This window comes from Bifidobacterium sp. ESL0732 (assembly GCF_029395535.1).
Taxonomy (GTDB): domain Bacteria; phylum Actinomycetota; class Actinomycetes; order Actinomycetales; family Bifidobacteriaceae; genus Bifidobacterium.
Map to the genome: position 1 here is coordinate 296,031 of NZ_CP113920.1, position 13,496 is coordinate 309,526.

Below are 13,496 nucleotides of genomic sequence, written 5' to 3' on the forward strand. Positions count from 1 at the left end.
GGTCCAAGGCATGGCTTGTTTATAGACGTTTATATACAATGGGAATGTCGATATGTTGATATTTGTAATACATAAGGAGACGAGATTATGGCTACATCGGTGAGCGACGCAAAAGTGCTTATTATCGTACGCAACTGGGGGATTGAGGAGACCGAGATGACCCGGCCACTGCGGGATTTGAGGGCTGCGGGGGCTCAGGTGACGTTGGCGGCGGCGGAACTTGCGCCTATCGAAACCGTGCGGCACGACCGCTATGTCGGCGAAATTGTTGAGCCGGACACCGTGTATTCGCAGGTTTCCGCCGATGATTTCGATATGCTCATTGTGCCCGGCGGCACCTGCAACGTGGACCGTTTGCGTGTTGATCCTGACGCCCAAAAGCTTGCCAAGGATTTCGCCGCTGCGGGTAAGCCGGTCGCTTCGATCTGCCATGGCGCGTGGCTTTTGGTCAACTCAGACCTGCTCAAGGGCAAGACGCTGACCGCCTGCCGTTATATCGCTGCGGACATCGAGAACGCCGGCGGTAAGTACGTCGACGAGAAAGTTCATGTCGACGATGCCAACGGATGGAAACTCATCACCTCCCGCAAGCCCGCGGATTTGGATGCGTTTGTGGACGCGATCAAGGAAGCGCTCAGAGAGTAAACAATTCCTTCGCAGCACGCAATCGAAAATATGATTGTTCAAGGTGAGAGTGCTGTGAAGACGCAGTATTGAAGCGTTTTAGAAGCGGTAACGGGCTTTAGTGCTGCGGAATCGTTATTTTTGAAAACAGGAATGGCGATATGCCGGTGATCCAGATTGACCTTTTCCGTAGTTTTGGAGCAGGGAAGATTAAAGATCAATGATTATCGGTTCCGTGCTGTGAAATCAACTGTGTTCGGTGTTTTACCAACGTAGCGGATTGATTTATACCTATATGCTATTGGTGGTTTCGGGAAATGGCATATAAAACGGCTGTGATGACGATATTGCAACGTCATCACAGCCATTATTGATTCCGAGAGAGATTGTCGGCCGGTGGCTTTCTCTGTTTAGAACAGCGAGCGGAGAATATCGGCGAACTCGATGACGAGGGCGGCAAGCAGCACGCCGAAGGTCATCGTCGCGCCGATTGCCGTGCCCGTTGCCATGTTGGCGGAACCGGCTTGGCCGGCGGCGAGAATGGCGGAAGCAATGGAGGTGCCGACCGCGCCTGCGAACTGCTGGGCGGTATTGAAGATGGCGTTGCCCATGCTCTGCTCGTGGCCGCTCAGATGCGAAAGGCCGGTGGTCATGATGTTGCCTGAGCTCAGTCCGATGCCGAGCATGTAAAGCAAGTAGAATCCGGCTGCCGCGCCGCTGGAAAGATGGTGGCCGAACGCGAAGAAGCAGATCATCGCGATAATAGCGCAGGCTCCACCGAAAATGAGCGGCGGCTTCGGGCCGACGGCATCATAGACACGACCGCCAAGCAACGCGAGAACCGCGCCGAGCGCAGCGCCGGGCAGCAGAGTGAGGCCGGCGATAAGCGGTGAGGAGTCGTCGGCGAGCTGTAGATAGTTCGGCAGGATGAAGGCCAGACCCAGTGAAATGGCCTGCAGCAGGAAGAACGCCAGCACGAAGCCGGAGAAGCGCAGGTTCTTCAAGGTACGGATGTCGATGATCGGGGCATCGATCTTGAGCTGACGCATGCAGAAGATGACCAAAGCGATGATGCCGACGACGATGGTGCCACCGACCTGGATGCTCAGGATCGGCTTGGTAGTCATGGCACTGAAGCCGAAGATGAGGCCGGCGAATGTGATGGCAATCAGGGCGATGCTCAGGATGTCGAAGTTGACGTCGCGGATCTTGCTCTTCTGCTGGATGCAGGCGATGCCCAGCACCAGTGAAATGAGCACGACCGGCAGTAGGCAAGCGAAGATGACGCGCCAGCTGGTGTTGGAGACGACGATGCCGCCAAAGGTCGGGCCGATGGCCGGAGCGACCGCGGTGAGCAGGGTGCCGAAGCCCATCATCAGGCCGATTCGCTGAGGAGGCACGGTTTCGAGAATGATGTTGAACATCAGCGGCAGCGCGATGCCGGCGCCGATGCCCTGGATGACGCGGCCGGTGACGAGCAGCTCGAAGTTGGGTGTGAAAATCTCGATGATGAGGCCGGCGAGGAAAGAAAGATTTGCGACGATAAAGAGCGACTTGGTGCGGAAACGGGACTTGAGCATCGCGCTCAGCGGCACGACGATGGCGATGGTGAGCAGGTTAGCCGTCGTCACCCACTGCACGGTTTCGGTGCTGATGCCGAATTCCTTCATGAGCGTCGGGAAGGTGACGTTCATCGCGGTTTCGACGGTCACGCCGCTCAGCGAAAGCAGGCCGGCCGCGATGACGGCGCCGAAGACTTTCCCGGGGATTTTCGCCGGCTGTGTGACGGTTGTTGTTTGCGTGTTCGATGTCATAGATGGTGACTTTCTTAAGGTGTGTTGAATATTCAGTGTTTTGTTATTGCTCAAAGTATCTATTTGGCCTATGTTGGCGCGCCAAGAGGGTCGAATTTTGATGATTTGGCTCTCAATCTTTATTTTTTGGGCCTCTTGGCGCGCCAAGATCACTGATTTTGGAAGATATGCGTGCAATTCTTCCAAAAATGGGCTTCTTGGTGCGCCAAGAGGTACAAAATACGCAGATTTATGATGGATGAGTGTGATGTTGCATGATTTCGGCTTTACGCGGTGTCAATGTTTATCTTGATAGAGTAGCTGATGCTACTTTGATTAGCGAGGAGGCTCTGATTCGACGTAGGGGTCATCATCGTGCTCGCGACCGAAAAACGCCAACATTTCCTTGAACTCGGCGATTGGCGCGGGAGAGAAGCGGCGCTCGAACTCGCGTTGCTCGTTATCGATATAACCGTGGATAGCCTCGACGCTTTGCTTGGCGCGCGAGGTGAGTTTCACCTTCTTGCAGCGGGCATCGTCCTCCGCTTGTTCGCGCGTGAGCAAACCGCGAGCTTCCATGCGTTGCAGGGTCACCGTGACGGTGGAGCGCTGGATGTGGAACTCCTCTTCGATGGCGTGCTGGGCCACCTCGCCGCCCGGCTGCGAACTCATGAAGTTGATGACGGCCATCTGCACTTCGGTGAGCCCGTAGCGTGCCGCGAAGCGCCCGAGCTGCTGCGACATCGCGCTCGAGGACTGCTGCAGCAGACGCCCGTAGTTTTCCGGCCGCCCGTCCGGTGTATCGGTCATATTCTTCTTGCCTTCTCGACAGTCGAGCCGCTGAAATCGACCCGACAAAAAATTAATTCGTTAGCTAACTAACAAATAATATCGAGGGTCAGGACATTAGTATTGTGTAATCGGTTTTACGATCTGAGCACCGAGTCGCAGTGCCGTTTGACGCCTGCGCCAATGCGGTTGACGAGTTCTTTGCGCGCGTTGGCCGAGCTGCTGTTTGGCATTCTGAACGATTCCGGCGAAATCTTAAGTTTGACGACATCGGTGAGTGCGATTTTCGCGGTGCCGTTGAACGTATCAGATAGGATTTCAGCATAATGCTTCAGCAGTCCAGCGATGAGTTCCACGTCGAGTTTGGTGCCTTGGCAGAGCCTGAGCCAGTGCTTGAGCTCGATGCGCTCGTAGTAGTATTCGTCGCCGTTGTGCCAATTGGGTTGTGAAGAAGATAATTCCAACAAACGCTTGCGAATAATCGCTTCTGAAATCCGGTGAAGTTGCTCTGGTCGTTTCAGCTCATCCAAGTGTTCTTCGTCGACAAATTGGATTCCGCCAGCGCAATCAAGCCCTACCGCAGAAAGTAGCGAAAAGGATTGCAGAATAGTCGCATTTTGCAAAAGTAGCTATCCTGCTGCATTTTATCGAATGTTTCGAATTCGGCACATCACCAAAATGCTTGGAAATCAAAGCATTTGAGAATTGTTCGGTAATCCGCGCATTTTCGGGTTGTTTGTTTTATCGAATAATAAGTGGATAAAAGCTATGGGCTTCAGCTTGCGATTTCCCGAGACCTTACTTTTTTAGCCACTTGTCACCGTGAGCGCGCAAGCCGTTGAAAATCGAACGGCCGCCGATGAAAATGACGTTGAAGACGGCCCAGAGCAGGACCATGCGGGTGGTGGAGCTGGGGTTGTAGGCGCCGTCGATGAAGTTCAGCACGAGGACGAGCGGCAGGTAAACGATGGTGACGATCGTACAGGTGACGGCGAGATATTTGTAGTCGCCGGCACCGATGAGGATACCGTCGAGCGCCCACATCCAGCCAGAAAGCGGCAGGAAAACCGCCACCACAATCATGCCGATGACGATGAGGTGCTGGATGGCTATGTTCGGGCTGAACAGGGGAGCGGAGACGAAGCCCAGCAGCACAAGTGCAATCCCGATGCCGATACCACCATAAAGTCCCGCACGCGCCGAAATCTGCGTCATCTCGCGCGCGCGACCGTAACGTTTGGCGCCGATTTCCGTGGCCACCAGCGCCTGACCGGAGATGCCGATTGCATCGAGGATGTTCAGGACGAAATTCCAGCTGGAATTGACGGCCTGGTAGGCGGCGAGCACTTGTGTGCCCATGTGCGTAGCGAGCACGACGGTGGCCACCAGGCAGATACGCAGGGCGAGCGTGCGGATAAACAGCGGCAGGCCATCGGCAGCCGTGGCAGTAATGCCGGAAATTCGTGGAGCTAGTGAAGCGCCGGCGTCGTGCGACCATTTCAGTGACGGAATGACCAAGTAAATGCCCATGAACCACTGCGCGATGAGCGTTGCCAGCCCGGAACCCATAATCCCCATGCCAAGCCCGAAAACGAACAGAAAGTCAAGCGCGGTATTGAGTGCCGCGCCCAGAACCGCGGCGACAAGCGTGATGCGCACTTTCTTGAGCCCGCGGAAAATACCGTTGGCTGCATAGACCAACAACATTCCCGGAAGTCCGAAAATGACGGCTTGCAAGTAAATCGTCGCGTTGTCGAGCACTTCGCCGCGCGCTCCCATCAGCGAACATAGCGGCCGTGCTCCCATAAAGAACGCCGCCGAAATAACAACGCCAATAATCAACGCCAGCCAAAGTCCGTCGACCCCAGTCTCAAGCCCCTCACGTTTGCGCCCGGCCCCCATCAGTTGCCCGACGCGCGAGGTAGTGCCGTAAGCCAGGAAGTTGCACAGCCCGGCGACGGTGAGCAGCACCGTGGAGCCGATGGAAAGCCCGGCCAGCGCGGTGTCGCCGATGTGCCCGACGATGGCCGTGTCGATCAGGACGAACAGCGGGTCGGCAATGAGCTGACCGAAGGTAGGAATCGCCAGAGCGAGAATCTGACGGTTGATGCGTTTGCGTTCGGCCCGGTCGTAGCTCGGTGTTGCGTCTGCAGATTGCTTATTGGTTTGTGCTCTGTCCGAGGATTGCGCGTAAGAGATTGTGTTGTCTGTTGTTTGGCGGTTGGTCACGCTGTCGTCCGCCGCTTGGTCGGCGCGATTATTCTCGTTTGTCGCTGGGGTTTTGGTCACTATACTGATTCTCTGGATTCTTGGTTTCAAGTATTTCGGTTGCCATTGTAACGGCGCCAAAGATCAAACGCCAGTATTGATTCAGTTCTCTTTTAAGGGCATAAAGAAGGGCTGCGCAACGTCAGACGATGCGCAGCCCCTCCTCTCGGATTATTGAGTTATGGCGCTATTGGCGGCTCCTTTATTGATTGGTATCTGTTGCGAGCTGATGGTCTTGCTCGCCTGCGCCGGTAGTTATAGGTGTTGCACAGACGGCAATTAGAATCAGCAAGATAAGCGGCCAGATTGAATCCGTTCCTTGTGATCGGCTGTATGGCGGTATTCGGATTGGCCTCGTTTTAGGTGTCGCCCTTGTAGACGGCATGGAAGGCAGGATTTACAAAGTCTGATTGTCGTTCTTCAGTTTCTGCCGGTGTCATTGTTAGACACCGGCACCACTTGCGCCGTCACAATCACGGCGATACAGAGCGCTGTTTTCATGATCTTGCGCATTTTCTTTCCCCTCCGTTTTCGAGTAAGTAAAATATGGCAATTAATAAATAAATGCCGTATTCTCCCCCTAAGAAAAGGACAATAATACTTATGTTGGACGAATAAATAAACGTTTTAACCAAGCTCATATAGCTTTTCGTGGACAATTTTAGTCATTTTGTCGTTGTGGCTCGATTGCGTTAGAAAATACAAGAAAAACAGGAATGCGATTGTCGGTGCTACATTGAGGGTTGTGGCGAATCGCCGACTGGCGTACTTGTGCTCCGGAATGCGGGTTCGGCGCGATCAAGCGGCGGCGCGAATGTTCAGCGCGGTATGGTAGTCCTTATTATTATGTTGCGCCACGCGCTACACTGATGTTTCGCTGTATGCTGTGGGTAAGTGGTAATTAATATGACGAACGTAACCTCGAAACGTGAAGGAGCGGTTATGGCGGCTGGTAAGAAACTTGTCATCGTGGAGTCTCCGACCAAGGCAAAGAAGATTGGTGGCTACCTTGGCAAGGACTACACGGTCATGGCCTCCGTCGGCCATATCCGTGACCTCGCGCAGCCTAGCCAGGTGCCGGCTTCCAAGAAGGCGAAGTTCGGGCGGTTCGGTGTGGATGTCGACGACGGCTTCGAACCGTATTACATCGTAGGGCCGGAAAAGAAGAAAACCGTCACACAACTCAAAAACGCACTGAAGGATGCCAGCGAACTCTACCTCGCGACTGATGAGGATCGCGAAGGCGAGGCCATTGCGTGGCATTTGGTGCAGACGCTCAAGCCCAAAGTGCCGGTGCACCGCATGGTTTTCCACGAGATCACGCCGTCTGCCATCAAGGCCGCCGTCGGCAAGACGCGCGATGTGGACGCCAACATGGTCGACGCGCAGGAAACGCGCCGCGTGCTTGACCGCTTGTATGGCTACGAGCTTTCCCCGGTGCTTTGGCGCAAAGTCGGTCCGGGTCTTTCCGCTGGCCGTGTGCAGTCCGTTGCCACGCGTCTGATCGTCGAGCGCGAACGGGAACGCATGGCGTTCGTGCGCTCGCCGTATTGGGACGTCATCGCCAGGCTTTGTGCGCCTGACGCGCAGGGTGAGAACGTCGATTTCGAATCGCGAATGGTCTCGCTGGGCGGTTCACGGCTGGCCACTTCGCGCGATTTCACCTCCACCGGTGAATTGACTGCTGCTGCGCAGAAAGACAATGTCTGCCAGCTTGACGAGGCACAGACCAAGGCAATTGCCGAGACTTTGGAACATGCGCCATTCACCGTGGTGTCGATGGAATCCAAGCCGTACCACCGCCGTCCGGTGCCGCCGTTCACCACTTCGACCATGCAGCAGGCCGCCGGGAACCGTCTTTCGATGAGCTCGCGTCAGACCATGAGGGCGGCGCAGGGACTCTACGAAAACGGTTTCATCACTTATATGCGTACCGATTCCGTGACGCTTTCGCAGGAGGCCATTGCCGCCGCGCGCGAATCCGTCACGAAGAATTTCGGGAAAGAATATCTTTCCGACAAGCCCAAGCAGTATGCCACGAAGACCGCGGGCGCGCAGGAAGCTCACGAATGCATCCGTCCTGCCGGCTCGAAGTTCCATGATCCGGCCGAACTGGCTACCAAGGTACCGCCGGATCAGCTGAAGCTCTACACCCTGATTTGGCAGCGCACGCTGGCCTCGCAGATGGCCGATGCCACTGGTTTCACCGCCACCGTGCGACTTTCGGCACCTGCCGGCGAGCGTGGGGAAGCCATCTTCCAAGCTTCCGGCACCGTCATCGAATTCCCTGGGTTCCTCAAGGCTTCCGGTTGGCCGCGTCGTTCGTCCGGGTCGTCTGCACCTGCCAAGGCGAAGGATAGCAAGGCAACCGCCAAATCCGGCAAGTCCGAAGAAAACGAGGCACTGCCGCCGATGAAAACCGGTGAAGTGCTCAACGCCACATCGGTCAGCGCTGACGGCCATGAAACCCAGCCCCCGGCCCGCTATACCGAGGCGTCCCTGGTCAAGACGCTCGAAGCCAAGGAAATTGGCCGCCCGTCAACCTACGCCAGCATCATTTCGACGATTATTGACCGTGGCTATGTCTACGAACGTGGCAGGGCGCTGATTCCTTCCTGGTTGGCTTTTGCAGTGACCAAGTTGCTTGAAACGAACTTCCCGAAGTATGTCGATTACCAATTCACCGCTGATATGGAAAACGGGCTCGACAAGATCGCCCAAGGCAAGGAAACCAGCAAGGAATGGCTCACACGCTTTTATTTCGGCGACGGCAAGGACGCGGCGAAATCCCAGGACGAGGCGCATGAAGGCCTGCAGCAGCAGGTCGCGCAGCTTGGCGACATCGATGCCCGTGCTATCAACACCATTGAGATTGGCGACGGTCTGCAGGTGCGTGTCGGCCGTTACGGCCCCTATCTTGAGGACACAAAGAACTTGGACGCCGAGGGCAATCCGAAGCGCGCCTCGATTCCCGAGACAATGGCACCTGATGAGCTGACCATCGAAGCCGGTCACGAACTTATCAAGAACAATGCCGGCGGTCCGCGCGTGCTTGGCAAGGACCCGGCAACCGGCGGTACGGTGGAAGTCCGTAGTGGGCGGTTCGGCCCATACGTTGCGCTGATTTCTCCTGAGGCCGAAGCTGGAATGAAGGCTGAACGCGAGGCTAAGGCTGCTGCGGCGAAGGCTGCGGAAACCGCTGGTAGTGCCGCCGATGGAAAGAATTCTGCAAAGTCGGCCAAGACTACCAAGACACGTGCCAAGAAAACTGCCAAGTCCGCGGTTCCCAAGCCCAAGATGGCGTCGCTGTTCAAGACGATGAGCCCGGATACGGTCACGCTTGACGATGCCCTGAAGCTCCTGAGCCTGCCACGTGAAGTCGGCAAATACGACGAGACAGATGCCAAAACCGGTGAAACCAGCGAGGTCGTCGTCACCGCGAGCAATGGACGTTACGGCCCCTACCTCACCAAGAAGAGTGCGGACGGTAAGTCCGAGACGCGTTCGCTCGGCAGTGAAGATGAATTGTTTACCGTTGACTTGGAGAAGGCCAAGGAGCTCTTTGCCCAGCCAAAGTACGGTCGCGGGCGCGGCAGGGGAGCGGCCAAGCCACCGCTGCGTGATCTCGGCGCTGATCCGGAGAACGGCAAGAACGTGACCATCAAAGATGGTTTCTACGGTGCCTATATCACCGACGGTGAGACCAACCGCACCCTGCCCAAGCAGTACACCCCGGAGTCCATTGACCCGGCCACCGCTTTCCAGCTGCTTGCCGAAAAACGAGCCGCCGGCCCGACGAAGCGTCGTGGTCGCCGTAAGACAACGACCCGCAAGACCACCGCGCGCAAGTCAACGTCTGCTAAAAAGACGACAGCGCGTAAGGGCACCAGAAAGACCACGACCCGCAAGTCGGTTGCCAAGAAGTAAGTCCAAGAGTCTGCTGATTTGTCATTGTATCCCCTTCCTGTTGGCTCAGGGCGGGATACGTTGTTATAGAGCGGATCAGCTAGTGCAGATTAGCTGGTGGGATCAGCAATGTCGGGAAGCGCTGAAAAGTGGATAATCTGTACTGGCAACCGACGAATGTGGATGATTGGCCGAATATTTGACTGATAGCTCGCAAATGTGAATAGACGATGACTTTCGGTACCCCTGAATGTGGATAACTAACCGGCGTCGGCCGCGACACGCCTGAAATGTGGATAACCCCTATCGTTCGACCACAGTGCCCCGTTTTTCCACGGTAATTTGCTGTTTTGTGCTTCTATGGAATCAAAGGCGATTTCAGTCGGACGAAAGGAGTGGAACATGGCACATTCAGCGTCGTTGGATAATAACGGCAAGAGAAGACCCGCCGGCAAACGAAGGCCCGTCGATAGGCGAAGCGCTGCTGGTAAGAGCATATCTGCAAAGGCAAATAAATGGTTTTCCAATGGTGACAACACGTCCAATCTATCTGATTGCGCTGGTGCTCGCGGCACTTCTCGTCCTCCCGCTTTTCCGCTACAATTGGCGGTATTGCAGGAGGAAAGGAGGTGCAAAATGCAATGTGACGACCTTTTTGAGATGGACGGCGTTCGGCTTGGCTATACCGAAGATACCGTTACGATTACCGAAGTCGACTACAACCGCAAGGCGGTGTTCGACAACAAGGGAAATCTTCTTTCTTCGAATTTTCCCGATGATTTCATGCCTTTTCTCTTGAATTATTACAAGTTGAATTATGACCTGGTGCAGGGCTCCCGCGAAGACGATAAGGAGTTCGGCGATGACTGAAAAATTTATCATTAAAGGTTACGAAATTTCATTCAACGTCCATGATGGAGACCATGGGGTTCATGTGCATGTTTCTCAAGGACGAGACAGAGATATGGCAAAGTTTGTGCTGGGCAGGAACGATGATGTGGTGCTGTCGCACAACAGAGGAAAGATTCCGCAGAAAATCCTGAAGAAGATTAGCAATGATTTGGCTCGTAGGCATGCGTTTATCGTCAGTGCTTGGGACAGAACATTCGGAGATCATCATTTCGATCGATGATAGAATCCGATGCGCACATAAGATAGATATTGAAAGCCGGTTGAACTGGAGGTCTGGATTCGTTCGGACTTAAGAATATTGCGCTCTGACGTAACGACTGAGCGTTCTGACAGATTGTTTTAAGCAGGATTGAGGATTATGAGTGGGGTGTTTATTTCGTTTGAGGGCGTCGACGGCGTGGGGAAGACCACACAGGTCGAACGACTGAAGCGCTACGTCGAAGAGCTGGGACGTGAGGTTGTGGTCACTCGCGAGCCGGGCGGTACAAAACTGGGCGTGGACTTGCGGCAGCTGTTGCTGCACGGTGGGGATATCGCGCCGCGCACCGAAGCGTTGCTCTTTGCCGCCGACCGTGCCCAGCACGTCGCCGAAGTCATCAGGCCGGCGCTCGCGCGTGGGGCCGTGGTCATTTCCGACCGTTACATCGATTCATCTCTGGCCTATCAGGCAGGCGGGCGCGAGCTGACGCAGGAAGAAGTGCGGAACCTCAGCCTCTGGGCGACGAATAACTTGCTGCCGGAACGTACGTATCTGCTGGATATGGATCCTGAGGCTTCGCATGGCCGACTTGACCACAGCGAGGACCGTATGGAATCGGCCGGCGGCGGGTTTCAGGAGCGCACGCGTCAGGCGTTCCTTGATTTGGCGGCGCATGAGAAGTCGCGGTTCAAAGTCATTGATGCTTCGAAGCCGATTGATGAGGTGTGGAGCCAGATTCGCACCGATGCCGATGATTTGTTGGCGGATTGGTCGTGTGGGCTTTAGACATCCGGCAGAATCCGGTTGGTAAAATTTTGCAATGCATAATGCATTTGTTCTATTGCAAGATGGCTAAGTGGAACATTGAAGAAATGTAACCGAATTGCCTATCGTCGGTGGGCAATAAGGTGGGTTTAACAAAACCAGTGGAGGAACAATGAGCGTATGGGACTCGATCGTCGGCCAGGAGCAGGTCGTCTCGCGGCTGCGTGCCGTCGCTTCTGGCGACCCCAAAGCCATCGCTCAATCGTGGCTGATTTGTGGCCCTCCGGGATCCGGCCGGTCCAACGTCGCACGTGCGTTTGCAGCTGCGTTGGAAAGCCCGAGCCATGGTCTGAGTGACGAACCCGAACGTTCCAGCGAGCAGATACTGGCTGGAACACACCCCGATGTCACCATATTGGCGACGAACAAGGTCACCATCGGCATCGACGAGGTCCGCGACCTGATCGAGACCTCCGAGCAGACCCCGAGCATCGCCCCTTGGCGAATCATCATCATCGAGGATGTAGACCGCATGCTCGAGCGCACCACCAATGTACTCCTCAAAGAGATCGAGGAGCCTAGTCCGCACACCATTTGGCTCTTATGTGCTCCTAGTGCCGAGGATGTGCTGCCGACCATCCGCTCCCGTACACGCGTCATCAATCTTGCCGTGCCGTCAACGCAATCGGTAGCCAAGTTCTTGGAAACGCAGGAGCATATCGAGCCTAAACTTGCCGCGCAGTGTGCGCGTCTGGCCGAAGGCCATATCGGGGTGGCCAAACTCTATGCCACTGACGAACGAGTGCGCAGTGACCGCGCCGAACTGGTCTCCGGCGTGCTTAACATGAGCAAGGCTTCAGACGCAGTGTTGCTGGCAGGCCAACTCATCGACAATGCCAAAGCTCAGGCGCAGGCCGACGTCGAAGAGAAGGCAGGGGCGCAGGAAGCCGAATTCCGGCGCATCAACGGCCTAGGTGAAAAGGACCGAATTCCACCGCAGCTTCGTGGCGCCTTCAATCAGATCGGCAAGAAAGCCGACATCAAGCGCCGGGCCACCAGACGTAGCCGCGATGTCCTCGACCGCGACCTGAATACGATTTCCAGTGTTTACCGCGATGTTTCGATACTCCAAAACAACGCCGAAGACTCGGCCGGGCTGATTAACAAGGAGAAGCGTTCTTCCCTCGTCAACCTTGCCGAGCGCCTGACCCGCCAAGGCGTGGTCAACCGTCTCGAATCCATATCCGTCGCCCGTCGTCGTCTCAACGGCAATGGCAACCAGACGCTTCTTTTCGAAGCGCTGTTCTGCGCGCTGTTGGCGTAATCTGGCGTGATGGAAATAGCCGGTTTCACGACTGGCTAGACCAATGAAACTTAGCTGACTGGTTGTCAGCCAAGGTTGCCCAAACGTAGCTACCTCTCTGTTTTTATGTGTTTCACAGCGTTGGAACGGCTGGTAAAGCAATGTTCACTATTGATTAAGTGGCGGATGCTTTTCGTCACAAGCCTGAGGGATACTTGAACCATGAAGATTTCAGCAGATTTTACTACTATTCCCGACGATTTTACCGGGGCAGCGGCACCCGAATACAAGATAGACGGCACACCGATCGTTTCGTTCCCGTTCTACATCGACGAAGTGCAGGCTAATATGCACTACCTGCATTGGCAGCTGACCGATCCTGATTCGATTCCGGTCTGCGGCTTCGAGTGGATTCACTGGTCGGCCGCCAACGTGCCGATCGACGCATTGATGTTCGATTTCAACGATTCCCATGCCCTGCAGATTCCACCGGACTTCTCGCGCCAACTGCCGACGATGATTCCCGAGGCCGCGCAAGGCCGCACAAGCGCCGCCAGCAAGTTCGTCGGTTCGAGCAATCCTGCGGTGACGATGCGCTACAACGGCCCGACCCCGCCCGACAAGCCCCACGGCTATGTGCTGCACGTCTGGGCCACCGTCAATCCGCTGCCGGACATCCGTCAGGGCTTCTGGCTCAACGATTTGTACCATAAGATTCTTGATCATTCTGGCCCGATGGACGACGCCGAGATCACCTTCATCGGCAATCCGACGAAGTAAACGGTTCCAGAGCACTCGAATATTTTTTCATTGTGCCATCTTTCCCTCAAATTCTATGTTTTTGACACCTCTTGGCGCACCAAGTACCCCGTTTTTTGAAGATTTGTCGTTAATTTGTCGTTTTTAGGGCTTCTTGGCGCACCAAGTTCCTCTGTTT

Annotated in this window: 11 protein-coding genes; 7 read left to right on the plus strand and 4 right to left on the minus strand. The window is 55.3% G+C overall.

Annotated elements, in window-relative coordinates; translation table 11 throughout:
• The first annotated feature begins 87 nt into the window (after positions 1 to 87).
• Complete coding sequence (locus OZX70_RS00945) at positions 88 to 645, plus strand: type 1 glutamine amidotransferase domain-containing protein (protein WP_277181248.1); 558 nt, start codon at positions 88 to 90, stop codon at positions 643 to 645.
• A 389-nt stretch (positions 646 to 1,034) separates the two neighbouring features.
• Here OZX70_RS00945 and OZX70_RS00950 read toward each other — a convergent pair whose 3' ends face one another.
• The 4 genes from OZX70_RS00950 to OZX70_RS00965 all read right to left on the minus strand — a co-directional run bounded on the left by OZX70_RS00950 (position 1,035) and on the right by OZX70_RS00965 (position 5,315).
• Entirely contained in the window at positions 1,035 to 2,438 is a 1,404-nt protein-coding gene (locus tag OZX70_RS00950; RefSeq protein ID WP_277181251.1) for an MFS transporter, read from the minus strand.
• A 315-nt stretch (positions 2,439 to 2,753) separates the two neighbouring features.
• Positions 2,754 to 3,275 carry a MarR family transcriptional regulator gene (locus OZX70_RS00955; RefSeq protein WP_277181253.1) on the minus strand — a complete coding sequence of 174 codons (522 nt, stop codon included), beginning with the start codon at positions 3,273 to 3,275 and terminating at the stop codon, positions 2,754 to 2,756.
• A 68-nt stretch (positions 3,276 to 3,343) separates the two neighbouring features.
• Positions 3,344 to 3,829, minus strand: a complete 486-nt coding sequence (locus tag OZX70_RS00960) for a hypothetical protein (RefSeq protein ID WP_277181256.1) — start codon at positions 3,827 to 3,829, stop codon at positions 3,344 to 3,346.
• A gap of 175 nt (positions 3,830 to 4,004) precedes the next feature.
• Complete coding sequence (locus tag OZX70_RS00965; RefSeq protein WP_277182055.1) at positions 4,005 to 5,315, minus strand: MATE family efflux transporter; 1,311 nt, start codon at positions 5,313 to 5,315, stop codon at positions 4,005 to 4,007.
• A 1,101-nt stretch (positions 5,316 to 6,416) separates the two neighbouring features.
• Between OZX70_RS00965 and topA the strand changes: the two genes are divergently transcribed.
• From topA to OZX70_RS00995, 6 genes are all read left to right on the plus strand, one after another.
• Positions 6,417 to 9,401 carry a type I DNA topoisomerase gene (topA, locus tag OZX70_RS00970; RefSeq protein ID WP_277181258.1) on the plus strand — a complete coding sequence of 995 codons (2,985 nt, stop codon included), beginning with the start codon at positions 6,417 to 6,419 and terminating at the stop codon, positions 9,399 to 9,401.
• A 381-nt stretch (positions 9,402 to 9,782) separates the two neighbouring features.
• Complete coding sequence (locus tag OZX70_RS00975; RefSeq protein ID WP_277181260.1) at positions 9,783 to 10,250, plus strand: hypothetical protein; 468 nt, start codon at positions 9,783 to 9,785, stop codon at positions 10,248 to 10,250.
• Positions 10,243 to 10,512 carry a DUF4160 domain-containing protein gene (locus OZX70_RS00980; RefSeq protein WP_277181263.1) on the plus strand — a complete coding sequence of 90 codons (270 nt, stop codon included), beginning with the start codon at positions 10,243 to 10,245 and terminating at the stop codon, positions 10,510 to 10,512. Before OZX70_RS00975 ends, OZX70_RS00980 begins: the two co-directional genes overlap by 8 nt.
• Positions 10,513 to 10,650: 138 nt before the next feature.
• Positions 10,651 to 11,277, plus strand: a complete 627-nt coding sequence (gene tmk / locus OZX70_RS00985; protein WP_277181266.1) for a dTMP kinase — start codon at positions 10,651 to 10,653, stop codon at positions 11,275 to 11,277.
• 151 nt (positions 11,278 to 11,428) lie between these two features.
• On the plus strand, positions 11,429 to 12,580 hold the full coding sequence (locus tag OZX70_RS00990; protein ID WP_277181268.1) for a DNA polymerase III subunit delta': 1,152 nt from the start codon (positions 11,429 to 11,431) through the stop codon (positions 12,578 to 12,580).
• Positions 12,581 to 12,781: 201 nt separating this feature from the next.
• Positions 12,782 to 13,339, plus strand: a complete 558-nt coding sequence (locus OZX70_RS00995; RefSeq protein ID WP_277181270.1) for a YbhB/YbcL family Raf kinase inhibitor-like protein — start codon at positions 12,782 to 12,784, stop codon at positions 13,337 to 13,339.
• Positions 13,340 to 13,496: the final 157 nt, after the last annotated feature.

Bases quoted from the DNA above. Each gene is read 5' to 3' on its own strand.
- OZX70_RS00945 (WP_277181248.1), top strand. From the start codon at position 88: ATGGCTACATCGGTGAGCGACGCAAAAGTGCTTATTATCGTACGCAAC.
- OZX70_RS00950 (WP_277181251.1), bottom strand. From the start codon at position 2,438: ATGACATCGAACACGCAAACAACAACCGTCACACAGCCGGCGAAAATC.
- topA (WP_277181258.1), top strand. From the start codon at position 6,417: ATGGCGGCTGGTAAGAAACTTGTCATCGTGGAGTCTCCGACCAAGGCA.
- OZX70_RS00975 (WP_277181260.1), top strand. From the start codon at position 9,783: ATGGCACATTCAGCGTCGTTGGATAATAACGGCAAGAGAAGACCCGCC.
- OZX70_RS00980 (WP_277181263.1), top strand. From the start codon at position 10,243: ATGACTGAAAAATTTATCATTAAAGGTTACGAAATTTCATTCAACGTC.
- tmk (WP_277181266.1), top strand. From the start codon at position 10,651: ATGAGTGGGGTGTTTATTTCGTTTGAGGGCGTCGACGGCGTGGGGAAG.
- OZX70_RS00990 (WP_277181268.1), top strand. From the start codon at position 11,429: ATGAGCGTATGGGACTCGATCGTCGGCCAGGAGCAGGTCGTCTCGCGG.
- OZX70_RS00995 (WP_277181270.1), top strand. From the start codon at position 12,782: ATGAAGATTTCAGCAGATTTTACTACTATTCCCGACGATTTTACCGGG.